Source organism: Streptomyces sp. NPDC111520 (genome assembly GCF_055635295.1).
The window spans coordinates 1-26286 of record NZ_JBVKBW010000036.1 but is presented as its reverse complement, the minus strand read 5'-3'; the positions used below and the strand labels follow the sequence as shown (position 1 = coordinate 26286).

Below are 26286 nucleotides of genomic sequence, written 5' to 3'. Positions count from 1 at the left end.
CATACGACACAGCCCTCGGACAGTACGTGCCTGGCAGGGCCGATACACCGAGGCACGCAAGCAGACACCACCCCAGGTCATCCAGCCGAGTGCACGAGGGCCACACCGACCAACCCCCACCTCACTGAGGAGACGCGCTCCGGCTCATCCCTGAGGAGGAGATCCCAAACCGCTCCTGGGACAGAGGCTCAAGCACCAAGCTCACACGAGGCTGGAAGCACACCCGGCGACCGAACCGGGCCACCCCACGAAGGAAGAGCGCACCACATGCCCCACACCACCGTGACCCCCCGCCGCGACCGACGCAGGGCCACCACCCTCGGTGCCGTTCTGGCCGCCGGCGCAGTCCTTGCAGCCAGCCCCACCGCACAAGCCCTGAGCTCCACGACGCACCCGACCACCGCCGCCGCAAAGACCCAGTCCTCGGCCTCCACCGCACGAGCGCTGACCCCCGCGGTACGCGCGCAACTCGACCGCGCCATCACCCAGGTCCTGCACCAGACCAAGACGCCCGGTGTGACCGTAGGCGTGACGATCCCCGGCAAGGGAACCTACACACGCGCCTTCGGCACCGCCCAGAAGAACACCATCACCCCCATGCGCCCCGGCTTCAACATGCGCGTCGGCAGCCTGACCAAGACCTTCACCGCCACCGCCGTACTGCAGCTGGTCGACCAGAAGAAGGTACGCCTGGACGACCCGATCTCCCGCTACGTACGAGGTGTCCCGCAGGGCCGTCACATCACGCTCCGTCACCTGATGGAGATGCGAAGCGGACTGTTCGAATACATGGCCGACGAAGACTGGATCAAGGCGTACGTGGCCGACCCCCACCGGCAGTGGACGGCAGACGAGCTGCTCTCCTACGCCTTCCGGCACCCGGCGCAGGCCGCCCCCGGCAGCAAATTCCAGTACGCCAACACCAACTACCTGCTGCTGGGCAAGGTGGTCGAGAAGGTCAGCGGCCAGTCACTGAGCCGCTACCTCAACCAGCACATACTGACCCCGACGCATCTCAAGCACACCTTCTACCCCAAGGGCGCCGAATTCCCCGCCCCCCACGCCCACGGCTACACCGACCAGACAAGCAACGGCTCGGTGGCGGACGCCACGCACTGGAGCCCCTCCTCCGCCGGGGCCGCTGGAGCAATGCTCTCCAACCTCAGCGACCTCCAGCGCTGGGCACCCATGCTCGCCAAGGGCACCCTGCTCAAGCACGGAACCCAGGCCCAGCGCATGAAGATGCTGCCCACAGGCATGCCGGGTGTGGGCTACGGCCTGGGCGTGTTCAACAACCACGGATGGATCGGCCACAACGGCTCGCTGCCGGGCTACCAGTCACTGATGGTGTACCTGCCGACCGCCAAGGCCACTCTCATCGTGCACACCACCAGCGACATCCGCCACCAAGGGCAGTCGCCCACCACCTTGTTCGGCAAGGCCATCACCAACATCGTCACACCGAAAAACGTCTTCGACATACAGCCGCCCAAGCCCGACAGCGCTGCACAGCGACACTGACCCCACCTCGCCGCGCAACGGGGCCACCGCATCGCCAATAGCGCTCCTACGGAACCGGACCGCTGCACTCAGGCCCAGCGCATGCCGAGCGCGGCTGAGCTCTGCGACCCGCTCTGAGGCGAGGCCGTTGCGTCGGGCACATTGGTTGGCGATGCACCGAGGTTTCGGCCGGGAGCAGTAAGCGGCCGGCGAGTCGCTACCAAGGCGAGTTGTGCTGTGCACCGGATGTCCGTGGCCATGGGTTCGGTGGGCGACGTGCACGCGTTGGCTGGCCAGCGGAGATCCAGATCGCCTTGTTGTCGGTGAAGAGAAGAAGAAGCATGCGCAACAGATCTCCTCAGCCACCTCTTTCGCTCGGTGTACTGCGACCTGAGCACCCGGCTCCCGTGCCCGGCGAGGCCGCAGAGGTTGTAGGGCTGCGCCACACAACGTCCTTCCCCTACCGACTGGTCGCTGCGGACGCTCGCATTGAGATGGGGCGTTCGCAGTTGACCGCGCGTATACAGGCGGCGGCCAGGCGGCGCACGGGGGTCGACGCGGTTGGCCTGGGACGGGCCTAGGCGAGGCGAACCGTGAGGTCAAGTGTTTCCGCGATCACTGGGAAATCCATGGCGTGGGGCTGCGTTCGGCCTCGGCAGGACCTGGTTCGTGCGGCGGCGGCTCGAGGGCGCGGAGGATCTAATGATGGCCGAAGGGCCAGAGGCGGTCATCGAAGAAGTTTTGCTTCGTGGTGGTGCGCGCTCGTTAATGGACGGTGAGGCTCGGAGCCACGGGTTGAGTCTCGCGCCTGACCGTCCGCGTCAGAGGCTTCAGATGGTTAGACCCCCCTGTCCCCCCGGGTGCAGTCCGGCGATGCGGCCTGCGATGTGCGGCAGTTGTACCCAGTAGTGATGCAGCTGATGCGGAGGGGCGGCCGGACGGGGTCGCCAGGTCGTGGTGCGCCTGTGCGGACGAGGATCTGTGCCACCGGAGGGGGAAAGTTCGGGGCTGGGCGTACTGCCAGGCTCCTGATGGGGCAGGGTGGGACCTATGGCGGCAGTGGCGGGTGTGCAGGCGCAGGTCCTCGTGCGGGCGGCGTCGGCGGCGCTGCTGGGGGAGGGGGCGCTGGCTGCCGCGTTGTCGGTGAAGGGCAGCGATGCCCTGATCTTCTACCGGCGCGATGAGGCTGAATGGCAACGTCGGGATGCCGAGGACGCCGGGCGGCTGGATCGGATGGAAGCGCTGGAGACGTTGCTGCAGCTGCCGGTGGGTCTGCCGGTACCGCTCGGGTCGCTGCCCGGTCCGTTGCGGGCTGCGGTGGATGCTCTGCCGCACGGGGCGGCGGCCTTCCGGGACGGTGAAGTGACGCGGAAGGCTGTGCGGCCGCTGGCGGTGGATCTGGTCGTGATCCGTTCCTCGCCGGGCAGATGGAAGGACGGGCTGAAGCGGGCCGGGCGGTTCGCGCCGTTCAGCCGCCGCGCTCTGCTAGTCGACGTGGCACCTGGTGAGCGGGAGGACCTGCTGATGGAGGCCGCGTTCTACGGCATCGGAGTTTTCACGCCCGCGGCCGGCGGGGTGGACCTGGTGCTGGAGCCGCGGGCGTACCGGCCGCGTCGCCATACGGCTGCGGCCTGGCGGTTCGTCGAGGAGCTGTATCAGCGCTTCAGGTAGCGCTCCTTCTATGGTGCCGGAGTCCTGCCGGGCACCGTGGCGGGAGCGGACGGTCCGGGGAACTTCGCCCACCGCTTGAGCTGCGCGGGCGGCTCGAAGTCGGGCTGATCGAGCTGGGCGTTGACGAACGCGTAGCGCTCCACGGCGTGCTGGCAGCGCTGCTGCCACCATCCGGGCCGGTCCGCTGGCTGGACGGCGTCCATGTTGTGGAGCCACTCCATCAGCACCGCGGCGTTGTGCCGGGCTGCTGGGACCTGCTGTTTCATGCTGGTGAAGCGGTCCAGAGGCGCACCGTCGCACACAGCGCAGTCGCAGGCCGGGGCGTCTGCTGCGGCGAACCGGTCGGCGATGGTCTGGCCCAGGAAGTAGGCCATCAGGTCGGGGAAGAGCACGTGCGGCGTGGAGGGCCCGCCGCTGGTCTTAGCTCGTTCGGCGGGCGGGACGATGTGGCGGACGCTGCTGTCGGCGCCGAAAGCGGTGAACGCGGCGCCGCGGGCGAGTGCGCCGAACGCGGCCAGGTCCGTGCGGAGCAGCGCGGTCTGCGGCACCTCGGACAGGACCTGAACAAGTCCGGCGACGGCGCCGGTGAAGTGCCCGAGGGGATCCATCTGGCCGCCCAGCATCAGGGCCTTGCTGCCCGGTACCTCGTTCAGCACGGCAATCAGCTGTTTGACCGGGTCCGGGCGCAGCCATCCGACGTCGATGGGAACCGTGAACACCACCCGCGGATCCTTCAGCTCCCCGATCCGCTTGGCCGCCGCCTTCAGCGCCCCGGACGCCTCCGGGTGCAGGTAGCCGGTCGGCGCCAGCGCGGCATCGGCATAGACCAACTGGGCCTGGAGCATGTCCTCCAACGGGTCGCCGAAAAGCTGCAGCGGCGCCTCGTCCAGCCCCGGGAACGGCTCCTCGGCGGTGGCCGCAGCGGTGGTGTAGCGCGCCTCGTCGACCAGCAGCGCCCCCGAGAAGCCCTCCGCGCGCAGCTCTCCGGCCTTGACTAGGGCGCCGTCGCCGGTGAGGACCAGGCCGCTGCGGCCCAGATCGAGCGGGGCGCTGAAGTGCCGGATCCGGGAGGGGTGCAGCTGCAGGAGCATCCGCCCTGCCAGCCGTCCCGGGCCGGGAAGGTCGGGCGGGTCTGCCGTGTCGGGCATGGACTGCGGTGGCAGGGAGTCGGTCATGGCCTCGCCTTCGACGGGGACGGGGGAGTGGCGTAGCGGGCGGTGAAGTCCTCGGGGAGCAGGTGGGCGCACGCTGCGAGTGCTTCGGGCGAGCCAGTGCGGGTGGCACCGGCCTCCACCAGCGCGGGCAGGCGGCGTGGCCGCTCCGGTTCCAGGGCGACCGGCTCGGCGGTGCGGTAGCCCAGGGCGGACATCTCGATCACGGAGCTGCGGTACTGCCATTCGGTGATGGCGTTGAGGTCCTTGGCCCGGCGCAGCAGCGCGGCCATCGACACACGCCAGTGCCGCTTGAGGTCGGCCAGCCGGGCCAGGTCCACCCCTGCCATGAAGGCGGACCGTATGTCCTCGGCGGGCATCAGGAACGCGGACGCGAAGGCGTCGGCCTGCTTCTCCTGCTCGGGGCCGGAGCCGGGGGAGTGATGCATCACCAGGTGCCCCAACTCGTGGGCGAGGCTGAACCGGCACCGATCGCCAGGCGTCCGGTCGTTGATCAGGACCAGCGGCGACTGCATGGTGCCGTCCCACTGACTGACGGCGTCCAGCAGGTCGCTGCCCAGGTCACGCAGCACTACGACGGCGCCGCCCGCCTCATGGACCGCGATGACGTCCGGGACGGGCCCAGCACCCAGCCCCCAGTGACTCCGTACCTGCCCGGCCACCTCCTGCGGTGTCGTCAGGGCGTCCAGCGCGATCGACGGGAAACCTCCGACGGCCGACTCGCCAGCCGCCGCGGCCAGCCCGTCGACCTGCAAACGAGTCAACGCCAGATCGGCGTGGATACGCCGCAGCGCCGTCGCCGACAGCGCCGCACGCTTGCGATGATGCACCAGCCCCACCCCCACCCCATGAACCTGCGGGTCCAGGCACAGCAGTTCCCGCGGATAGCCCAGAGCGGCCGCATACAGGTCAAGCCGCTCGCCCGTCACGGCCAGCCGCCCGGCCTCGGCACGGCTGACGTAGCCCTGGGAGACTGCCGTTCCCTCCTCGGAGGCCTTGGCCATGGCGTCGGCGAGCTCGGCCTGGGTCATCTCTCGCGACTCCCGCGCCAGGGTGAGCATCGCGGGATGTGCGCTTTCGATCTCGTTCACGCGGACTATCACCTCAATCCAACTCTCCGAAGAGTAGCCCGAATTATTCCGCACATGTGACGCTGTGTCAGATGAGGTTGGTGGGGCGGGAGAGGCGGTGCGCACGGGCGATACCCATAGCCGCAGCGGCTTGGAGGGCCGGCCTGTCCTCCAGCGGCGGCGCGCGTGCGGCAGGTCCTCGAGGGCGGAAGGGGTTCCCGCAGTCGGAGCGGATGAGTTCCGACGTCGGGGTTCCTGCAGCAGTCCGGGTCGTCACCGGCACGGCTGAGTGTGGTGCTCCGTCCGTCCGGGCCTCAGGTGCTGCGCAGCGCCAACCCCGCCGTTTCCGCTAGCGAGATCCCCAACGACCACGTCCTGTAGCCCGCCTGGTGGTGACGCAGGACCACGCCTTACGGGCGCTGGAGGACAGCGCTGTGCTCAGTCGATGGTGATGCCGTGGACTCTGGCGAGTTGGGCGAGGCCTCCGGGCCAGTGCTGGTCTAGGACATGTAGCTGCCATTGTGTGTGTTTGTTGTCGCGGGTGATGTTGATGATGCTCAGGCAGGGGAGGAGCCTGCTGGGATCGGGGGTGAGCTTCCAGGTCTTGCCGTCGCACGCCACGATGATCGCTAGGTCGGTAGGGGTCTCGTGGTCCTGCACGGTGTCGTGGCTGAGGCAGAGCAGTATGCGGTGGATGCTTGCTGGTAGGCGGCTCAGGTCGATTGTTGCTGTTTGCCGGCGGGAGGCGGAGGCGGAGACGGTCTCGGGCGGGTGGAGGCGCACGGTGTCGTCTGCGGTCGTGGTCTGGTTGTAGAAGGCGAAGTGCTTGTCGTCGGGTACGCGGCTGCTTTCATCGAGCAGCAGGATGGATAGATCCGTCTCGGCGCCGCGGTAGGTGAGGGTGGTGCTGATAGAGCCGACCGCGGTCGCGGAGCCGAGGAGGATGTCTTGGCCCGTGGTGAGGACCGTTTCGACCGGCAGGGAGCCGGCCGGTTCGGGCATTGGCGTTGAGACTTCCTCGGGGCGGGTGGCCTCCGGCGGTTCTGGTACCGAGGGGGCCTGGGGGCTGCTCGGTGTGGAGCAGAGAGAGGCAAGGAGTGCCTGGTAGGCGGGCCATCCTTCTTCCTCGCCGCCGTCCCAGGGCCAGGTCAGGCGGTGGGCGCCGAACTGCTGTGCCGTGGGCGGTTCGCCCAGGGCTTCGTAGAGCTGCACAAAGCGCAGGCTTTCGGCTGTCAGGCGGAACACCGCCCATAGGCGGTGGTACAGGTCGGGGTGGTGAGCGGCCGTGTCGTATTCGATGGGCTGTCCGCCGAGGCGAGTGAACACGGTTCGGGCGAACTCGTACGCGTCGCCGGGTAGCAGCCGGACGCGTTGCTGGGAGGCGGGGCAGCGTTCGCCGAGGGCCGTATAGAGCGCGCTCAGGTCCCCGCCGCACCAGTGGTTGGCCGCTTCGCTGCCGAACTTGGCGAACTGCACCAGGGTGGGGGGCTTGCCCTTCGTCGCTACGGTGCGGTGGAAGGTACGGGCCACGTCATGAAGGGCGGTGCGCCAGCGTGAGTCGAGATAGCTGTCCAGATGGGTCTCAGCCCAGGCGCGGCGGTGGCGGGTGATGATGTCGCGCAGGTGGTGAAAGCCATCCCGGCGGGTGCCGATGCTGTTGCGGATGGTGAACGTGAATTCGTCGTCTTCTGTGGTCGTGCCGTCGTCGGTCTCGTAGATCGGCTGCTCGGGCCCCAAGAGGTGCTCGGCGGCCTGGAGGTCCTTGAACAGAGTTTGGTCGATGGGCGTCCCTAGTGCGGACAGGGCGGCCAGCTGACGGTGGTAGTAGTCGGGCAGGCCCTCCACTGAGGTGCGCGAGTAGGGCCCCTCACAGACGTACCAGGCCGTGAGTGCCACGCCGTGCCAGAACTCTGCCGCCGGCCCGAAAGCCTGGGCCATGAGCTTGTGCGGATGCGGCTGGGTGACGATGTTCTTCGGCCACCGTGGCAGTGTCACTGCTTCCCACAGTCGGTCGACCTCGGCGGTGACCTCACCGGGCAGGACATCGCGATACAGCCGGGGTATCGGCCCCTGGGCATTGACGGACATCACGGTGCCCTCGTCGACCAGGCCCCAAAGGGGCCGCATCCCGGGGGCCTGCCGGGTATGGACCTCGTCGAAGGCCCGCCACCACCTTTGTAGTGCAGTGACGCGCTCCTCGACGGGCGACAAAGACGTCGGCTGCCCCAGGAACGCGGCCAGCATCGCGTGGACCTCGTCCACAGGCAGCCCCTGCTCGGCGGCGACCGATGCCGCCTGCGCGGACACTCCGACGTACAGGCGGGGCTCGGGAAGCGTGGTGATGATCTCTTCGGCGGGATTGGGCGGCGCCTGCAGATAGTCCAAGGCCGACAGCCAGTCCCCGCCGAAGTAGGCCGACAACACCGGCTGCAGGGCGCGGGTGAGCACCTTGCGGGCCAGTGGCGTGCCGTCCTTGGCCTTCTTGGCGAACGCGGAGACCATCGCCTGCAAGCAGAGCATCCGATGACGGGCGGCAAGAGCCACCGGATCCATCTGCGCCAGCACGTCAAGCAACCGGATGCGGGCCTCCTGCTGACCCGCACGGTCCAGACGCCCCCAGCCGCCACCGAAGCGGAAGCGCGCCAAGACTGCGTCCGCATCAACACCCAAGGCCTCGTAGCGGGCCTTGATGCCGGCCCACAGCGCTTGCTGCTCGGCTGGCGTTCCCTCCGGGCCCGCAGCCCGCACCCGGACCGGCTCCACCAGCGTCTCGAACAGCGGGATGAGCAGCGCCCACAACAGCACTGCATCGGCTTGGCCGGCCAGCCGCAGCCGCGCCGCGTCATCTCCGGCCAACGTGACCGCATGCCCGGGCCGACGGCGCACGAGGCCGGGCAGATTCACGGCGCCCACCTTGATCAGTGCCCGTTCCGGTAGATACCAGGCACCTCGTTCCTGCTGAGCGCTTGCCGCGTACGTTTGCTCGACGAACGCCCGCTCCCGCTCGGACAACCCCGGCACCGTGAGTGTGTCGGAATCCTTGATCCCTGCCGGACCAGGTGTCACCGCGGCAGTGATCTCGCCCTGCAGCGCTGCCTGGAGGACACGGCCCGCCAGGGCATCGACGTCCGCGAAGCGTTCATCGGCGCCCGCAGCGACCTCCAGAGCCAACGCATCGACCACGGGAAGCTGCGGCACCGGACGCCACCAGAATTGCTCAGCGTTCCGCACGGGCACTCCGAAGCACCGAGACGAACTGCTCGAACGTCGCCGGCTGCGCGGTGCGCTGCGCATACTCCGCGTACCGCTGCGCCAGAGCGGCCAGTTCCCGCTCCGCCCGCCGGGCTTCTACCCGGTCGGCGTCGTGCACGATGCGTTCCTCCACGCGCCCACGCTCGAACAGCACGAACGCCTCGAAGCGCTCCGCAGCGTGGCCGTCTCGTTCACTGATGCCCGGCAGTTCCGCTGCCGGGGCAGGACCCTCGTCAGGGGCTGCGATGGCCGTGTCTTGGACGAGCGCGGCATCCATGTCGTTCTCGGCGCAGATCACGTCCAGGTGGCTCTCCAAACCGAGTTCGGCATGGCAGACCAGATCCAGGTACTGCTTGTCCGGGGTGACGCGGCCGGTCAGCGCCGGATGCGACAGGATCCGAATCCCCCGACCGACGAACTGATAGAACTCGCTGAAACTGCCATAGGGACGCAGGGGCACCACGACGGTGATCGGGGGGAAGTCGTACCCCTGGCCGAGCATCTTCAGCTGCACAATGCCCTGCAGGTCACCGGACGGGGACTCGAACCGCTCCCGGGTCCGCGCGATGGCGTTCGCCGTCATCGAGTGATGCAAGGTGGCACACGGAATGCCGTACTCCTCAGCGACCCGGGCGATCTGCTCCGCGTGTCGCTGGCCCAGCGCCGCGAACAGCACCCGGGGCTTGATGGGGTCCAGCAAAGTGGTCTGAGCATCCAGGCACGCTTTGGTCACCCGCATGACCTGCCGAATCGGCTCCTCGGACTTCGCTGTGATGTAGGCCAGTTTGCGCTCGTCCCCGATGGCTTCCAGCAAAGCATCCCGGCCGACGATCTCCTCCCGCCGTCCGTCCGGCCAGACGATCTCGTACACCGTTGCCGCGGAGTGCGGCGCGAACCGGTGAACCCGCAGATTCTTCGCGGTCCCGTCGGCGATCGAGTCCACCAGCCGGTACCGGTACACCACATCCGCAGCGATCGGCTTACCGTCCAGCCGCTGGAAACAAGCAGACATCAACAGCGTGCGCGCTTGGGGGAAGTGTGCGAACAGCCGCTGGTAGGACTGCGAGGCGGCGATGTGTGCCTCGTCGACGACGATGAAGTCGACATCATCGGGGCTCAGCTTGGCCAGCAGATGCTCCGGGTCCTCTCCGGTGCCCAGCGAGTGGAAGTTGGTGACCAAGATGTCTGCCTCAAGCAGCTGGGCACGCGTCACCGAGCGGATGGGAGCCTCGTCCCGGTCCAGCACCAGCGTCCTCGGGGGCCGGCAACCTGGCAGCAGCGGTCCCTTCTCCAGGCCGTAGATCACATTCCCCGGCACTGTGGGGTCCAAGGCTTTGGCGAAGGTCCCGCGGATGACACTGCCCGGTGTCACCACCAGCGCTCGCCGCCGCGTGAAGGACAGCGATGCGGCCACACCCAGGGCGGTCTTGCCCGCACCGACCGCCATCACGGTGGCCGCATGCTGGCCACCACTGGCGTAGTAGTTCACCAGCGCAGACAACGCTTCCTGCTGGCACTGACGCAACGGCTCCCGGTCCAGCTGCTCCCGGATGGCAGCAAAAACATCCCCGCCGCGTTCGGCGACACCAACAGGGAGGTCTGCCGCCCGCATCGGATCCCCATCCATGACCGGCACGGCAACATCGGGGTCGGCAATGACGAACGAAGCCAGCAAAGGATCGGTGAGGAGCAGTGCTTGCAACTGCTGGACACAGCGCGCCGTGTCTAGCCGCACTGCGTCATAGGAGAACCTCAGTACGGTCAGTCCGGCCGCCGCCAGGTCGTTCTGCCGCAGCCGGTCGTAAGTGAACGCGGCCCGGTCGCTGTGAAAGGCGAACCCGTCGAGCTCTACAGCGATCTGAACCGCCGCCCCCGAGATCAGATAGTCCAGCCGGTAGGTGCGTCCGTCGACCGCGACCGGATGCTGCCCGCGTACCCGAGTGGCGATCCCGCCGTCCGCCGCCGGAGCCAAGATCCACCGCACGAAAGCCTGCTCCAGATAGGAGGTCGACCCGATCAACTGCTCCAGCGCGTGCGTCATATGGCGCCCTTCCCCCACTGTTCTGCCTCCAGAGCAGCCGTCTTGTCCCGCAGACGAGCGGCGACATCCGCCAGCTGCTCAAAGCGGCCCATCCGGTGCGCCAACTCCAGCGCTTCGGCGAAGGCCCCTTCCCGTTCCAGCAACGTAATCAGCCGGCCTACTGACGTGATCCGCACGAACGTCACAGGACCCGCAGTGTTCTGGAACGACACAGCCTCAGGAGCAGCCTCGGCCAAGGCCAGATCCAACCGCGCGAACACCTCCAGAGACTCCAGACCAGCAGGCACCTGGCGCCTCCCGGACCACAGACGCTCCACGGCCTGCTGCATCACGAAGTGGTAGTCCATCGCCGTACCGGGAAGCTCCAACGCCTCCCAGGTACAACGCACCATGTCCTGCCCGCTTTCACGGCCGGCTGATGCGTGCCGGATGGCGGGCGACCCGGAGGTGCTTCCATCACGTGTAGGCCACGACAGGAACGAGCCATGCGATCGCTCGGGACGGTCACCTGCCCCAGGCAGCCTGCCACGATCCACGCCCGGACTTCCACCGAATCCCAGCCCAGGCACTGTTGCCAACCGAGAGAACCACCTCGTCACCCTGCCCCCCCAACGCAACCACCCCCGGGCTGCGGTCACACAGACTCAACGAGTCGTAACGCAGTAACTACCACATCAAAACACTGCAAACGGCGAGTTGATCTCAACCGAGACCTCTCACGGTGGTGGCAACACGCGTCTTCACGGCGAAACTGCTGCCGCATGGGCTCAGCCATCATCGCGGTATCCGCATCCCGGCTCGGTGCCGCACTGTTGACACCCGGGGGGGGCAAATGTCGTAAAACGTCTGGCTGTTGCACTCCGCGCCTCTAGTATGACGGTCTGCACTGCAGGCTCTCGTGCCTCATCTGCACTCGTACCACCCGTATGCCACGCCCCTTCCTGGTCGGGAGGGGAGAGACGGAGCAGTCCGACCGTGTACCTCACCAGTTTCTCCGCGCGTGGTTTCCGTTCCCTGGCGCAGGTGGAGGGCATCCCGGTCAGCAGTCCGACGATCCTTGCCGGACGTAACGATGGCGGCAAGAGCGCGGTGCTGACCGCGCTTGCCTTCTTGCTGGGCAAGCATCGGTTGACGGACGAGGACCGCACATATGACCAGGCCGAGGGCGCCAAAGGTATCCGCTGTGCGCACACATGGGTCGAAGGCGTGTTCACTCTTGACGCTGGCGAGCAAGCCGCCAGCGGACTGCCGGCTACCGTGCGGATCCGTCGCTTCTCCGAGGCAGGCGAGCCGGCCCGATGGGAGTACTTCGGGTCCCGGCCCTCTGACAGCCGGCTTCATGACCCGGGTCGGCTGCTGAAGGGCGAACTGGCTCACCTGGTGGCCGAATTCGGCCTGACTCCAACAGGTTCCCTCAAGGACGACCTGCTGGACGCTGTGACGGCCTACGCAGCCACGGCTCCCCAAGTGGAGCAGTGGCAGCCGCTGCCGAAGGAACTCGAGGCACGGCTCCCGCGGCTGCTGCCCTTCGGCGGCAAGGATGAAAGCCCGGACGATGCTGTCCGCACGGCGCTGAACACCTGCTACGAGAGCCACCTGGAGGACGAAAACCTGCAGGGACGAGTCAGAGAGATCGAAGCAGAGATCACCCAGCGTCTGGAGAAGGAAGCCGATTCCCTCTGCCGGCACATCCGCCAGCACTGCCGTGACTTCATCGGAGTGGAGGTCAAACCCGAGGTCTCCTTCAAAGGCGGATTCAAGCGTGCTCCGCTGGAGGTCTCCAAGGCCGACGGCGAGCCGGTGGACCTCGCACGCTCAGGCCAAGGCAGCACCCGGCGTATCGCCCTCGCAGTGTGGGAATGGACCAGCAACCTCCTCGAGAGCAGCGAACTCGCTGCCGCGGGAGACCCGGACGACCAGGAGCCGACCCAGACCATCGTCGTCTACGACGAGCCCGACACCCATCTCGACTACCGCCACCAGCGCACCGTCATGGACATCATCCGCAAGCAGTGCGCACTGCCCCACGTCAGTGTCATCGTCGCCACCCACTCCATGAACCTCATCGACGGTGTCGACATCGCCGACGTCGTCCACCTCCGACTCAGCGACAACGGCCGCACGCTCATCGAGCGCCTCACAGACGACACCCACGACGGCATCGACTTCCACCTCGGGCAGATCTCGGCCGCCGTCGGCCTGCGCAACTCCGTCCTGCTCCACGAACGCTGCTTCCTGGCCGTGGAGGGCTCCACCGAGCAGCAGTGCGTTCCTCTGCTCTTCCGCCTCTCCCAAGGATTGTCCCTGCAAGCTGCCGGCATCGCCCTGTGGGCGTGCGGCAACAATGAGGGCGCCCTGCTCCTGGCCGGCTACCTGGTCAAACATCAACGCACGGTCATGCTGATGGTCGACGCAGACAGCCGCACGAACAAGCAGTTCAAAACGGAACGACTCATCAAGGCCGGCCTCGACGTCAGCACTCAGGTCACCTATGTCGGCGAAGCCGAGGGCTACAACGGGAAGAGCTCTTCAGCGATGCACAATGGGCTGCAGCCGCCAACCTGCATTGGCCGCGCCCGGAGCAGCCGTGGGCCGTCGAAGATTTCACAGCCCACCGCACAGGCAAGTTCAGTGGACTGATCCTGAGCATGATCAAGGAGCAGGCCGAGACAAGCCCGAACGGCAAGGCCGACATGCTCTACGAGCTGGTTTCCATGCTGAGCACGGCAGAAGAAGTCCCACCTCAGCTGAGGAAAGCCTTCAGTGATGTACAGGCCCTGGCTTCATGACAGCTGAGCGGGCACGCCGCCGCTGGAGCATGCGCTCCTTGCGTTGTTCCGTGGTCGGGGCGGTCCAGGCGTGCCAACCTACCTCCGGTAGATATTGCCGGCCGTGACCGCGTGCCTCGATCCCGCACCAGCGGCACCCGCCAGGCGCGACGGCTCTTTCAGTGCCAGTAGAACGCGATGAACACACCACATCCTCCTTCCCCCTGCCCCATATTTTGCTCCCTGCCACTGACAGTCGCCGGACGACGGACCCAGGCTGGCATCAACGACAGGGCCCATAGAGGAACCTTTCCCTTCCGCGCCATCACACTCAAGGAAGGAACGGCCATTATCGGGAAAACTGCCCCTAACCAGTGCTTCTGTGGTTACGGTCGGTGCCCATGCGGTTCCTGCACACTTCGGACTGGCACCTGGGCCGCCGGTTCCACGGAGAAGACCTGATCCCCGCCCAGAGCGCCTTCCTCGATCAGCTGCACGACACGGCTCGCGCCGAGAACGTCGACGCGATCTTGGTGGCCGGCGACATCTACGACCGGGCCATCCCCGGCCTGGACGCGGTGCGCCTGTTCAACCAGGCCCTGCACCAGCTCGCCGACCTCGAGATACCGATCGTCATGATCAGCGGAAACCACGACTCGGCCCACCGCCTCGGCGTCGGCTCCGGCCTGTTCGCCCGAGCCGGGATCCACCTGCGCACCGACCCGGCCACCTGCGACGTCCCCGTCATCCTGACCGACGAGCACGGGCCAGTCGCCGTGTACGGGGTGCCCTACCTTGAGCCGTCCATGGTCCGCACCCAACTGGAAGCCGAAGCTATCTCCCACCATGCGGTGCTGACCGCGGCCATGGACCGGGTCCACGCCGATCTCACCAACCGGCAGCCGGCCGGGACCCGCTCGGTGGTCATCGCCCACGCCTTCGTCACCCCCGGTGCCATCGAGCCCAAGGAACGCGAGGCAGACGCCAGTGAACGCGACATCAGCGTCGGCGGTGTCGCCCACGTCGGCGCCGACGTCTTCGACGGCATCGACTACGTCGCCCTCGGCCACCTCCACGGCCCCCAGAAGGTCACCGACCGCGTCCACTACAGCGGCTCCCCGCTGCCGTACGCCTTCTCCGAAGCCGACCACACCAAGTCCTTCACCTTGGTCGAGCTCACCCCCGGCACGCCCCCCACGGTTACCCGCCTGCCCTGCCCCACCCCCCACCGCCTGGAACACATGGAAGGTCTCCTGGACGACCTGCTCACCGACCCCGCCCACGAACCACTCAAGGACGCCTGGCTCGAGGTCACCCTCACCGATGCGGCCCTGCCGTTCGAGGCCATGGCCCGGCTGCGCCGCCGCTTCCCCCACACACTCAGCCTCAAGCACCAGCGCGCCTTCATCCCCGCCCAGGCCACCGACACCCCCACCTACACCGAACGTCTCCGCGGCCGCAGCGAACTCGACATCGCCTGCGACTTCATCACCGACATGCGCGGCACCGGCCCCACCCCCGACGAACACGCCCTGCTCCAGCAGGCCGTCGACTCCGCCCGCGTGAACGAACTGCAGAAGGAAATCGTCTGATGCGCCTGCACCACCTCACCCTGCAGGCCTTCGGCCCCTTCGCCGGCACCCACACCGTCGACTTCGACGCGCTGTCCGCCGACAACCTGTTCCTCCTCCACGGCGACACCGGCGCCGGCAAGAGCACCCTGTTCACCGCCATCTGCTTCGCCCTGTACGGCGAACCCCCGGTCGACCGCGACCTGCTGCTGCGCAGCCACCACGCCCCGGCCGACCTCCTCACCCAGGTCGCCTTGGACGTCACCATCGCCGGCCACCGGCTGCGCATCGAACGCGAACCCCAGCAGACGCGCCCCAAGAAGAACGGCACGGGCGAGACCGTCCACAAGGCCGAGACCCGGCTCCAGCGGTGGACGACCGACTCCCTCGGCCAAGGCCACTGGGAACCCTCCAGCAAGTCCCACCAGGAAACCGGCAAGGAGATCAAAGACCTCCTCGGCATGAGCCGGACCCAGTTCTGCCAGGTCGTCCTCCTGCCCCAGAACGAGTTCACCAAGTTCCTCTACGCCGCCGCGCCCCAGCGCCGCGAACTGCTGGGCAAGCTCTTCCACACCGACCGGTACGCGCAGATCGAACGCTGGCTGAACGACCACAGCCGCACCACCCACAAGAACCGAGACGCCGCCCGCGACGAAGTGCTTCACCTGGCGGCCCGCATCCACCAGGCCGCCGGACCGGACCTGAAATCCCAGCACGACACCCCCACCCCCGACGTCCCGCACGCCCTGACCGGACCTGCCCTTGCCTGGGCCCAGGACCTGACCCAGGCAAGCCAGGCCGACGCCCTCACAGCCCAGGCCGACGCCGAAAAGGCAAAGAAGAACCAGGTCGAGCACCAGACCCTGGAAGCCGCCACCCGCGAACTGCATCAGCAGCAGACCACCCATGCCGCCGCCCGCGAGGAACTGAACCGGCTGCACGAGCAGACCCCTCACCAAGAAGCCCTGGGCCGGCGCCGCGACCAGGCCCGGCGCGCCCAGCAGCTCGCGCCGCTGCTGCACGCCGCCAGCACCGCCCGCACCGACCACACCCACGCCCAGGACACCGAAAGCGCCGCCCGCACCCGGCTGCTCCCCGAGCACGCCACACTCCAGGCAGCTGACCTCGCAACGGCCGGGCAACGCATGCGCGACGACATCGCCGTGCTGAACACCCTGCTCCCCGAAGAGACCAATCTCCGCCAACTCACCGCCGACCTCGAACGGATCGACGCCGAGCGGCAGGACTTCACCGTCCAGCAGCGCACCGCACGTGACTGGCTCGAACAGGAGACCACCCAGCGCGCCGCCCTGGACGCCCGCCGGGAAACCGCCCGCCAGGCCGAGGAAGAAGGCCGCCGCCACCAGGACCAGCTGGAGACCCTGACCTCACGCGTGGCGGCCGCCGAACGCCGCGACGCCCACCTCGCACAGATCACCGCCACCGAACAACGCCTGGCCGCCGCTCAGCAAACCACCGAGATGGCTACCCAGGACCACATCGATATCCGCCGCCGACGCACCGAGGGCATGGCAGCCGAACTCGCCGCCGGCCTCACCGACGGCGCGCCCTGCCCGGTCTGCGGCTCGTGCTCCCACCCGGCCCCCGCCACAGCTCCCGACGGGCAGCCCACCCGCGAGGACGAACAAGCCGCCGAGGAGACCCACCAGCGAACCCAGCGACAGCGCGACGCGATCGCCGGCGAACTGCAGCAGCTGCGCGAGAACGCCGCCACCGCGACCGGCGAAGCCGGCGACACCCCGCTGGCCGACCTCACGGCCGAACACGGGGCCCTCACCACGCAGCTGGCCGACGCCCTCCGGCGAGCCGCCGACCGGGGCACCGCCGACGAGGAACTCCTCGCCATGGACCGCGAACACGCCGCCATGACCCAGCAGGACAGTCTCGCCACCGCCGGCCTGTCCGCCCGCAACGCCACCTACGACACCCAGTCCCAGCGGCAGGCCGAGCTCACCAAGAAACTCGACGACGCCCGCGGCACCGCCCCCACCCTCGCAGCCCGCATCGACGACCTCACCCGCACTGCCGACCACCTGGAGCAGGCCGCCGAGACATCCCGCACCGCCGTCACCGCTGCGCAGACCCGCGACACCCGCACCACCGAGGCCACGGCCGCCGCCTCAGCCCAGGGCTTTGACACCCTGGCCGCCGCTGAGCAGGCCCTGCTCAGCGAGGAGGACCTGGGCAACATCGACGAAGAGATCAACCAGTGGCGCGAGGCCCGCGCCACCCACCAAGGCGTCCTCGGCAACCCCGTCCTGCAGCGGGCGGCCGCCCAGCCTCCCGCAGACGTCGACGCCGCAGCGGTCCAACGCGTCGCAGCAGACGACCAGTACGTCCAAGCAGCCGGCGCCGCCGGCAACGCCCAGGCCCGCACCACGGAGCTCACCGACCTCGCCACCATCCTGGGTGGGGCTGTTGAGCGACTAGAGGCACTGGAGAAGGCCCACAGCACCGCCCGCCACCTCGCCGACCTGGCCACCGGCAACTCGACCAGCGCCCGGGTCCGCATGCAGCTGGAGGCCTACGTCCTGGCCGCCCGCCTCGAACAGGTCGTCGCCGCCGCCAACACCCGCCTCCAACTGATGTCCGAGGGCCGCTACACCCTGCGCCACTCCGACCACCAAGCCGCCCACGGAGCCCGCTCCGGCCTCGGCCTGGAAATCACCGACGCCTGGACCGGCCGCCCCCGCAAGACCGACACCCTCTCCGGCGGCGAATCCTTCTTCGCCTCCCTGTCCCTCGCCCTCGGCCTGGCCGACGTCGTCACCCACGAAGTCGGCGGCAACCCCCTGGACACCCTCTTCATCGACGAAGGCTTCGGCACCCTCGACGACGACACCCTCCACAAGGTCCTCGACGTCCTGGACTCCCTACGCGCCCACGACCGCACCGTCGGCGTCATCAGCCACGTCCCGGAACTACGCCGCCGCATCACCCATCGCCTATACGTTCGAAAAGACCTCACCGGCTCCACCCTCGTGCACCTGACCGAAGCAGCCGAATAGCCGGGCCCCGGCGAGCAGGGTCACCGCCATGGCCTCCGGGCCGCCTTGACCACGTATACCGAAGCCAACGACGCTGCGATCGACGTCTTCGACGGCGACAAACTGGTCACAGGCACATTGCGCTGGTCTCTGATCGTGCCCGCCGCCAACATGGTCCGGGCGGGACGGAGCGAGGCTTTTTGCCGAGCAGCGACTGTCAGTGGGGGCCGGTAGCGTTGGCGCTCATCACTCATGTGGCGCAGTGAGACGCGTGTCTGTCGGACACCGGGTGGGGGAGTGGCTGTGGCATCGTTCAGTGCCGACGGGAAGCCGTGGGATGCCGTGGATGGCCCGTCGCTGGTGCGTTCAGCGGCCGCTCTGCAACTGATCCCGGAGAACATTCCCTGCCTGGTCCGGCTGCAGCGGCTCGCTGCTGTGGGCGCCAGTCTTCCCCATCGCGCTGACGCTCCACGTCTGTCGCCGAGCAGGCTTCGGTCCTTGTTGAAGGACCCTGTGATCAGCAGCCCGGCCGTCCGGGCTCAAGAGGACCCCTACAACGACCTTTACACCGCAGAGGTGCCGTTCTACGGCGGCCCGTACCTGATAGCCCAGGGTCTCACTGAGAGGTCGGCCTACACGGTCAGTCTCGTACTGCGCAGTGTCTTCGGCCCCGGCGGCGAGAGCCTGCCCTCCGCCTACCGGCGGGACGCGCGTGTGCTGGCCCAGGTACTGCTGGGCCTGAGCGATTCGGTACTCGTCCGCGCGGGCCTGCGACGCGGCGTCACCGCGCCGGCGTCGGTTCGCGAAGAGGTCTTCGTCCCCGGGGAGCCGGCCCTCGTCGCCTTGCGCAACGCCGTCACCTTCGATGAGGCGGCCTTGGCCGCTGTTGCTCCGCCGCAGGCGTCGCAGCTTCTGGACGACCTCAGTGTGCCGCCAGGCGGTCATGTTCTGACCACGGAGATCGGCTCGGACCCCGGGTTGATTCTCACTCCGCTGCTGGCTGCAGGCGGCGGAGTGATCGTCGCGAATCCAGGGGAACTCGCCACAACCCTGCGGCACTACCTCCTCGTCCTCGCCGGAGCGCATGACTGCCGGCCGACGCTGGCCCGACTAGTCCGCGAGAACGCCCTGCATGAAGCCTCCGCACTGCTGGTGCACTGCGGAGCCAGACCGCTGCAACCGGCGACGCTGCCCGCCCAGGACCCTCAGATCAGCCGCGCCCGGTTCGCTTTCGCCGACGACAAAGTCCTCGACCTAGCCGTCATCGCGGATGATCTTTCCGACTATGACGACCACGATCCCTACGGCGTCTGGAACGCTGCCGGACTCGTGCAGCGTGTGCAAGACCTGATCGACGCCCCAGGCGATGCGCTCGAGGAAGACGCACGCTGCCTGCGCCTCATCGTCAACCAGGGCATCGGCCGCGCATCGACCTTCGGCCTGCGAGAGCCCTCGCGTCCCGGCCCTGTGCTCGCCACCACCGTTGACGACCTCCAGGTCATGGCAGAGCTCGACGGCACCGATCCGCTCTTCCTGTGGCGCTTTGCTCAGGTAGACAAGAAGCTGTACGCCGATGCACAGTTCGTGCATTCCTTCAGCAAGCTCGACAACTACGGCCTCTACCGAGACCACGACTACAGCTACTACCTGTCAGACGGGCCCAAGCCGACCGCTGTCATGGTCAACCCCGACTTTAGCGAAGCCCTGCGCATCGAGGCGCACCGTCGCTATGACCACCACGTCGTCGCCAGCCCTCACCGTCCGGCCCTCGTCCCTGTTGTCGCTCTTTACGGCGTGGACACCGCCCCGATTTATTGCACGCATCCCAGCGTTCCCGAACGCGAGCTGCTCGTGGAGACAGCGGGGCTGCACGTATGGGTAGGAGGATCCGGGGCCGAGACGACTGGCGAGCTTGAATCCTTCCAGAGCATGGTTCTTGAAGCCGTGGCCTACTGGGCCTGGCAGCTCTCGCTCATGGCACCGGGCGCGTTGCGAGCACTCGCCGATGACCACCGCGGATGCCTTCAGATCACGATGTCGTTCGACGACCTGGACCGCTGGCAGGACGGACTCACCGGTCATCCCATCGACGACGAGGAGGAGAAGCCCTGGATTGAATGGAAGGCTGGCAGCACGGGACGGCTGCGCCTAGAGCTCTTGGCCCGTGGAGTGTCAACGCTGCTGCAGGAGGAGGGCAACAACGCTGACCGTGTGATCGTCCGAGCCCTGACCGAGGCCGCTGCCAAGTGCTGGCAAGGCGAGCTTGACGCCGACGTCCTGGTCGAACGCATAGCGCCCTACGGGCACAAGAAGATGCTGCACGGGGGGATCAGCCCGATGCTCCTGCGGCCGGGACCTCTTCCGGCTGCCAGGCTTGTGCAGCCGGCCGTATCCGCCGTCGTCCTGGACGAGCTGGGCGAGTGGATCGGAGCCCAAGGCATACGGCAGGGAGCCATCCCTGAGGATCAACGCCTCAAGGTCCTCAACAAGGTGGTTGGCCACTACTTCCAACGCATCCAGGAAGGGATAGCGAAGCTGTCCCCCGACAACCTGATGAGCGAACTCATGGCACGGCATGAGGCCCTCATCCGTGACGAGGCACTCCAAGACCGCATCCTGCCCGCCAGGTTGGCCTGCTTCGGAGCATCCAGCCAGCCGGCCAGGGAACTGGCTGAAGACAGCAGGAGACGAGTGGCTGCAGCACAAGCGAGCCGCTTCCTCATCGAGTACACCGCCGCCACACCGCCCTCGGGGGACAAGCCCCTGACCCTGGACACCTACGACACGCTGGTCGCGATCGCCGCCGAGCTCATCTCCCGGTCTACTCTCTCCGACGCCATCCGGCACGACTTCTCCCTCGTGCAACTGTCCCTGCTGGAGTCGGGCCGGCTCGGCGTCTCACGCGGCGACCGCTTCGAAACCGGCACCAATACCCTGGCACTGGCCAGAGCCCAGTCGGTCATGCGAGGGGCCGTCCAGGACCCCCTCGCCCCCCAGGTGCGCCAGACTACAGCCCCTTCCGCGCAGGTCGAACAAGCCATGCTTGCAGAGTTCGGGTTAACGTTGACCGAACTCGCCCAGGGCCTAGGCGAGATCATCGCTCTGGGCGACGACGCCTGTGAGAGCGAACCGTTCGTCCTACCCGTCGCCCAAGTGAAGCAGCGCCTGCAGTCCAATCTCGGATGGGCTGAAGACACGGTGCATGCCTTCCTCGACCGGCTCACTCTGCGGCCGCGCCCGGAGTTTCTGTCCGTGAATGCCGAGGCATGGCCGTGGCGGTACAACCGCGAGTGGTCCTACGCCCGGCGTCCTCTGGTCCGGATGACTCTCGCCGACGGTGACCTGCTTGCCTGGGCCCCGCGGCATGTGTGGAGCACCGGATCCTACTGGGCCGAGCTGGTGTACTCCGGCAGGCTCAAGGCAACGTCGGCGACGATGAGAAAGCTCTTGGGTTCCATCAGACAGGAGCACAACAAGGACTTCGAGAAACAAGCCCAACAGGCTCTGGCCCAGGCCGGATGCGCCATCACGGCTCACAGCGTGGCCAAGATCGCAGGACGCCGCCTCATGTCACCTCAGGGACACGACCTGGGCGACATCGACGCTGTGGGAATCGACCCGAAGCGGAGGAAGATCTTCGTCGTGGAGGCGAAGGACTTCGAGATGGCCCGGAACCCCTCTGAACTGGCCAACGAAGCCGATGCGCTCTTGCGAGGAGACAAGAGCGCCACCGTCAAGATCGCGAGGCGGGCCCAGTGGATCCGCAATCATCTGGCACTCACCCTGTACCAGTTCACGGGCACCCGAGACACTCACGGCTGGAGCGTCATTCCTGTCGTTGCCACGAGCCGCGACCTGATGGCGTCGCGCGTATTGGCGTCGGATGTGCCGGTCGTTGCTATCGACGAGCTGCCAGCATGGGCTGAGGTACAGATGCGCAGCCAGGCTGCCAGGAGACGGAAGCGGTAGCCGGCCGTCCCTGCGAGAAGCATCTGCTTGGCCGAGCACTTCAACGAGTTTGCGCGCCCCCCGGCCGCAGGCCCGGGAGAATGCCTCGTATGAGCACTGCCATCCCCGCCGCCGGCCCTACAGGGGCGACTGCGCTGCGCCCTGATCAGCAGGCGGGTGTTGAGCGTGCGGTGCGGCATCTGCACCGCCCAGGCACCCGGGGCTTGTACGTCTCCGCGTGCGGTACGGGCAAGACCTTGGTCGGCATCCGCCTGGCCGGGACGCTCGCGTCCCGGCTCACCTTGGTGGTGGTGCCGACGCTGGATTTGATTGCGCAGGCGGCGCTGGCGTGGCGGAGGGACGGCCGGGCCGAGGCGATGGTGGCGGTGTGTTCGATGGACACCCGGGCCCACCCAGGTCTGGCTGAGGCGAACGTGGGCTCCACCGGTGACGCCGCCGGCCTGGCCACGGTGCTGTCCGCGGTCGGCACCGGTGTCCTGGACGCGGTGACGGTGTTGTGTACCTATGACTCTCTGGACAAGGTCGAGGCGGCGCAGCACTCTGGCCGCTCGGTGCCGGCGTTCGATCTTGCGGTCATGGACGAGGCGCACCGGATCGCCGGCCGTGCGGACAAGAAGTGGGCTGCCGTCAACGACAACGCCCGCATCAAGGCTGATCGCCGCCTCTACATGACGGCCACTCCGCGGATTTTCGGTGGCCCGGATCTGGCGGAGTCCGCGGACGTGCGCCGTCCGCGTCGCCGCCGGCTTGCCGAGCCGGATGTGGATGCGTCGGCGAATTCGATGGACTCCGAGCCTGTCTACGGCAAGAAGATCTTCGAGTACCCGCTCGCCCAAGCGGTCGCCGACGGCGTCCTAGCCGACTACCAGGTGATCGTGCCGACCATCAGCGACGACGAGCTCCGCACCCGCCTCAACCTGCCCACCACGCCGACCGCCCCCGGCCTCACCCCCGGGGCCGGGGGAGGGGGCGGGGATGCGCTGCGCACCACTGCCCTGCACCTGGCCGTGCTGAAGACCATGGCCGAGCACCAGCTCAAGCGGGTACTGGTGTATTTCCAGCTCGTCGCTGACGCGAAGCGGTTCACGCGCGAGCTCGGCCACACCCTGCGCCTGCTCCGCACCACCGCTCCCGAGCAGTGCCCGGATCTCGACCCACTGACGCTGTACGTCGACGGCGACCACACCCCCGCGGAGCGCGCCAGGGTCTTCGCCCGTTTCGCCCAGGCCCCGTGCGCGATCATGGCGAACGCCAAGGTCGTCGCCGAGGGCGTCGACATCCCCAGTGTCGATGCGGTCGTCTTCGCCGACGTCTCCCGCAGCGTCATCCGTGTCGTCCAGGCCCTCGGCCGCGCCCTGCGCCAGCCCGCCCAGGCCGGCAAGGTCGCCAGCCTGGTCATTCCCGCCTACATCCCACCCGCCGCCAACGCCCTCGACATCCTCGGAACGGCCTACGAGCCGGTCTGGGCGATCGCCACCGCGCTGGCCAGCCACGACCACCGCATCGCCGAGCGTCTCCCGAACAAGACCAACCGCCTCCCGCAGGAGACCCGCGAGCTGATCGCGCACCGCTGGCACTTCGACTTCACCGTCCAGCCCGAACGCATCGCCCGCGCCATGGACCTGGTCTCCTTCGACCCCCGCGCCGCCGAATCCCGCCCCCGCCGCGAAGGCCTCGCCTCCGCCCAGGCCTTCCACGACGACCACGGCCACCTCGACGTCCCCGCCGACTACGCCGACCCCACCGGCTACGCGCTGGGTGCCTTCATCACGGGCATGCGCGACGCCCGCCGCATCGGCCGCCTCAACCCCCACGACCCTGCCGATGCCGCCTGGATCGCCGAACTCGATGCCCTCGACATGATCTGGGACAAGCACGATGCCGCCTGGCGCGCCCAGCTCACCACCACCGCCGACTACCACGCCGCGCACGGCCATCTGGCCATCCCCGTCACCGCCCCCGGCGGCGCCTTCCTCGCCGAACAGCGCTCGCTGGCCGCCAACGACCGGCTCGACCCGGCCCGCGCCGCCGACCTCGCCGCCATCGACCCCCACTGGCGTCTGCCCCACGGCCCCGACTGGCACCGCAAATACCACCTGCTCCGCGCCCACCTCGCCGCCGGCCACAACCCCGGCGACCTCCACTCCGACATCGTCATCGGCACGGTCAAGATCGGCCGCTGGCTCCATCGCCAGCTCACCACCTTCACCACCCTCGACCCCGGCCAGCAGCAACTCCTGACCGGCCTCGGCCTGACCCCGGCCACCAACCCCCTCAAGACGCCCTCCAGGGCCCGCCGGACCTTCGCCCAGACCGTCCAGCTCCTGGAGCTGTTCATCGCCCGGGAAGGCCGGCCCCCCACCGCCCGCGAGGAGATCCTCGTCGACGGCGACACCGTCAAGATCGGCCCTTGGCTTGCCAAGGCCCGCACCAAGCACCGCGCCGGACAGCTCCCCGCCGACCACGCCACCCTGATCGCCTCGCTGTTCGAGGGTGACTGGACCGATGACGCCACACCCGTTAGCCAGTTCGCCTGACCGTCCGGCCGATGCGGGTCTCTAGCCTGACTTTTTAACCTCGGCCTGAGTTGCTGTGTGCCCACAGTGCGGCCCGGACCGTTCCGTTCTGGATGTCCTGCTGGGGCAGTTGAAGGCCGAGTGCGTCGTCCAGGGCGTGGAAGTACAGATCGAATGTGTCGACCAGTTCTGGATGGTCCAGTTCGGCGCGGCGTATAGCCTGGTTGAGGAAGTCGAGCTGGCCGCCGCGGTAGTAAGGCGCGCGGCCTTCCTTGTACCCGATCAGTTCCAGCATCCCCCAGCCGTCGTCGATGCTGCGGCCGTCGCGTGTGTAGTAAAAGCTGTAGATGGCCTTCGCCATGGTGGCGCTCAACTCCACGGTCTCTGTGACTCCGAGCGGGGAGAGAGCCGCATGGTCGGCCCGGATGCCCGGTGGTGTCTCGTGGTACATCAGGAACACCCAGTCGCCGGCCTGCCCAAAGCAGCAGGACTCCCAGGCAATGTCCCAGTAGTCGCGGCCGGAGCTTTCCATTTCGCGCAGGTCCGACAGGCGCATCCCGGTAGCGATCTGTTCCGGGTCGGCTCCGTGGAGCAGGGCGATCTGTTCGGCGCTGACGTCCTTGCCGCGGAAGAAGGCGAGGTGGGTGTAGGGGTCCTGGTCGCGCCAGGTGTCGGCGATCCAGGCGAGGCGTTCCAGCGGGTCACGTCCGCACGGCTGCGCCGTCCACGTGCCGTCGTTGCCGCCGCTGCGGAATCTGCGTCCCCACGCGGGGGCGATCCGGTCCATCATCTCGGCCTGCTCGGTGACGAGATTGGTCTCCAGGCCCAGGGTGGAGGAGCGGGTACGCTCGGCGAGCCGAGCGACCGCTTCCTCGGCAGCGAAGTACAGCACCTGGTCGAGGTCCCGGGTGGTGAAAACCGACGTGTAGGGGCCGTGGTAGCCGTGCACAGTGCCGTCTTCGTCCAGAACGAGGAAGAGACCACCAGAATCGCCTGCGCGCTGTGCGTACTGGTCGGGTGATGTGCCGGTAGGCGGGAACATGGCGTCATCGAGCAGCTCAGAGCCTGCGGTCATCTCATGCCAGGCCTGTTTGAGCGCGTCCTCCGTGATCTGCATGGGCGTCAGTATGCGGGCATGCACTGACATCGCCCTGCCGAAGAATGCCCCGGCACCTACTCGCCCCTGTACTTCGAGAGGTGTGCACAGAGGAGTACGCGGACACCTTGCTGGCGGAACCGAGGCGTAACCGCGGATGCTCTCCTTGCCGGGAGGGGAGAGTAGAAAAAAACTCGGATCCTCAGAAACTTTTACACAAAGGAAGCACCCATGCTTGCGAGGAGACACCGCGCTCACCGACCCGCACTGATGGGTTGTCAAGAGAGCCATAGCCGAACCGAGAGAGCAGATGCACCCGCCACCGCCTCCCCGTAGCCAGCCTGGCCCGCGTTAGCGGGGCCACAAGGCCGAAGGCCAGTCAGGGGAGCGAAGCGACCCTGCACTTGAGGGCCCTGATGGGCCCTCAAGTGGGCTGAAGCGAAGCGAAAGCCCGCCACCGGCCCGGAGGGCCGGCCGAACATAGTGAGGCAAGCCCCGCGCAGCGGGGCCCAACTCGCGGACGAAGTCCGCGAGTCCATGGACCGCGAAGCGGTCCGTCACCGCCAAGCGAAGCGAGGCGGACTCAGCCCCCCGCGAAGCGGGGGGCATTTCTCTTGCACAGCGCGCAGCGCTGTGTTACCCGCTCCGCGGG

14 protein-coding genes are annotated in these 26286 nt (G+C 67.8%); 8 read left to right on the top strand and 6 right to left on the bottom strand.

What is annotated here, in order from left to right:
- Positions 1–267 precede the first annotated feature (267 nt).
- On the top strand, positions 268–1521 hold the full coding sequence (locus tag ACZ7MY_RS41415; RefSeq protein WP_499611168.1) for a serine hydrolase domain-containing protein: 1254 nt from the start codon (positions 268–270) through the stop codon (positions 1519–1521).
- Positions 1522–2550: 1029 nt separating this feature from the next.
- A complete protein-coding gene (locus tag ACZ7MY_RS41410) occupies positions 2551–3171 on the top strand; it encodes a hypothetical protein (protein ID WP_499611165.1) in 621 nt (206 codons plus the stop codon).
- 8 nt (positions 3172–3179) lie between these two features.
- On the opposite strand, the gene ACZ7MY_RS41405 is transcribed toward ACZ7MY_RS41410, so the two are convergent.
- From ACZ7MY_RS41405 to ACZ7MY_RS41385, 5 genes are all read right to left on the bottom strand, one after another.
- The gene (locus ACZ7MY_RS41405) at positions 3180–4346 is read right to left on the bottom strand and encodes a hypothetical protein (protein WP_499611162.1); all 1167 of its coding nucleotides are present in this window, start codon (positions 4344–4346) and stop codon (positions 3180–3182) included.
- On the bottom strand, positions 4343–5434 hold the full coding sequence (locus tag ACZ7MY_RS41400; protein WP_499611159.1) for an ImmA/IrrE family metallo-endopeptidase: 1092 nt from the start codon (positions 5432–5434) through the stop codon (positions 4343–4345). Before ACZ7MY_RS41400 ends, ACZ7MY_RS41405 begins: the two co-directional genes overlap by 4 nt.
- Before the next feature lie 417 nt (positions 5435–5851).
- A complete protein-coding gene (locus ACZ7MY_RS41395) occupies positions 5852–8644 on the bottom strand; it encodes a TerD family protein (protein WP_499611156.1) in 2793 nt (930 codons plus the stop codon).
- Positions 8631–10706 (bottom strand): DEAD/DEAH box helicase family protein, encoded by a 2076-nt coding sequence (locus ACZ7MY_RS41390; protein ID WP_499611155.1) that lies wholly within the window; start codon positions 10704–10706, stop codon positions 8631–8633. The genes ACZ7MY_RS41395 and ACZ7MY_RS41390 overlap by 14 nt, the downstream gene beginning before the upstream one ends.
- Positions 10703–11053, bottom strand: a complete 351-nt coding sequence (locus ACZ7MY_RS41385) for a hypothetical protein (protein ID WP_499611153.1) — start codon at positions 11051–11053, stop codon at positions 10703–10705. The genes ACZ7MY_RS41390 and ACZ7MY_RS41385 overlap by 4 nt, the downstream gene beginning before the upstream one ends.
- 628 nt (positions 11054–11681) lie before the next feature.
- Here ACZ7MY_RS41385 and ACZ7MY_RS41380 point away from each other — a divergent pair.
- The 6 genes from ACZ7MY_RS41380 to ACZ7MY_RS41355 all read left to right on the top strand — a co-directional run bounded on the left by ACZ7MY_RS41380 (position 11682) and on the right by ACZ7MY_RS41355 (position 24559).
- Positions 11682–13346, top strand: a complete 1665-nt coding sequence (locus tag ACZ7MY_RS41380; protein ID WP_499611152.1) for an ATP-dependent nuclease — start codon at positions 11682–11684, stop codon at positions 13344–13346.
- An 8-nt stretch (positions 13347–13354) separates the two neighbouring features.
- A complete protein-coding gene (locus tag ACZ7MY_RS41375; protein ID WP_499611150.1) occupies positions 13355–13495 on the top strand; it encodes a hypothetical protein in 141 nt (46 codons plus the stop codon).
- A gap of 380 nt (positions 13496–13875) precedes the next feature.
- Positions 13876–15066, top strand: coding sequence for an exonuclease SbcCD subunit D (locus tag ACZ7MY_RS41370; RefSeq protein WP_499611147.1), 1191 nt, complete (start codon positions 13876–13878; stop codon positions 15064–15066).
- A complete protein-coding gene (locus ACZ7MY_RS41365) occupies positions 15066–18074 on the top strand; it encodes an AAA family ATPase (protein WP_499611145.1) in 3009 nt (1002 codons plus the stop codon). The genes ACZ7MY_RS41370 and ACZ7MY_RS41365 overlap by 1 nt, the downstream gene beginning before the upstream one ends.
- A gap of 282 nt (positions 18075–18356) precedes the next feature.
- Entirely contained in the window at positions 18357–22022 is a 3666-nt protein-coding gene (locus tag ACZ7MY_RS41360; RefSeq protein WP_499611143.1) for an anti-phage protein Upx-like protein, read from the top strand.
- 89 nt (positions 22023–22111) lie between these two features.
- A complete protein-coding gene (locus ACZ7MY_RS41355) occupies positions 22112–24559 on the top strand; it encodes a helicase associated domain-containing protein (RefSeq protein ID WP_499611141.1) in 2448 nt (815 codons plus the stop codon).
- Between the two features lie 34 nt (positions 24560–24593).
- Here the strand turns inward: ACZ7MY_RS41355 and ACZ7MY_RS41350 are convergent, their stop codons facing one another.
- Positions 24594–25655, bottom strand: coding sequence for a hypothetical protein (locus ACZ7MY_RS41350; RefSeq protein ID WP_499611140.1), 1062 nt, complete (start codon positions 25653–25655; stop codon positions 24594–24596).
- Positions 25656–26286 lie beyond the last annotated feature (631 nt).

Excerpts from the sequence above, each read along its gene's own strand:
- ACZ7MY_RS41415 (WP_499611168.1), top strand. The coding sequence starts at position 268 with ATGCCCCACACCACCGTGACCCCCCGCCGCGACCGACGCAGGGCCACC.
- ACZ7MY_RS41410 (WP_499611165.1), top strand. The coding sequence starts at position 2,551 with ATGGCGGCAGTGGCGGGTGTGCAGGCGCAGGTCCTCGTGCGGGCGGCG.
- ACZ7MY_RS41405 (WP_499611162.1), bottom strand. The coding sequence starts at position 4,346 with ATGACCGACTCCCTGCCACCGCAGTCCATGCCCGACACGGCAGACCCG.
- ACZ7MY_RS41390 (WP_499611155.1), bottom strand. The coding sequence starts at position 10,706 with ATGACGCACGCGCTGGAGCAGTTGATCGGGTCGACCTCCTATCTGGAG.
- ACZ7MY_RS41385 (WP_499611153.1), bottom strand. The coding sequence starts at position 11,053 with ATGGACTACCACTTCGTGATGCAGCAGGCCGTGGAGCGTCTGTGGTCC.
- ACZ7MY_RS41375 (WP_499611150.1), top strand. The coding sequence starts at position 13,355 with ATGATCAAGGAGCAGGCCGAGACAAGCCCGAACGGCAAGGCCGACATG.
- ACZ7MY_RS41370 (WP_499611147.1), top strand. The coding sequence starts at position 13,876 with ATGCGGTTCCTGCACACTTCGGACTGGCACCTGGGCCGCCGGTTCCAC.
- ACZ7MY_RS41365 (WP_499611145.1), top strand. The coding sequence starts at position 15,066 with ATGCGCCTGCACCACCTCACCCTGCAGGCCTTCGGCCCCTTCGCCGGC.
- ACZ7MY_RS41355 (WP_499611141.1), top strand. The coding sequence starts at position 22,112 with ATGAGCACTGCCATCCCCGCCGCCGGCCCTACAGGGGCGACTGCGCTG.
- ACZ7MY_RS41350 (WP_499611140.1), bottom strand. The coding sequence starts at position 25,655 with ATGCAGATCACGGAGGACGCGCTCAAACAGGCCTGGCATGAGATGACC.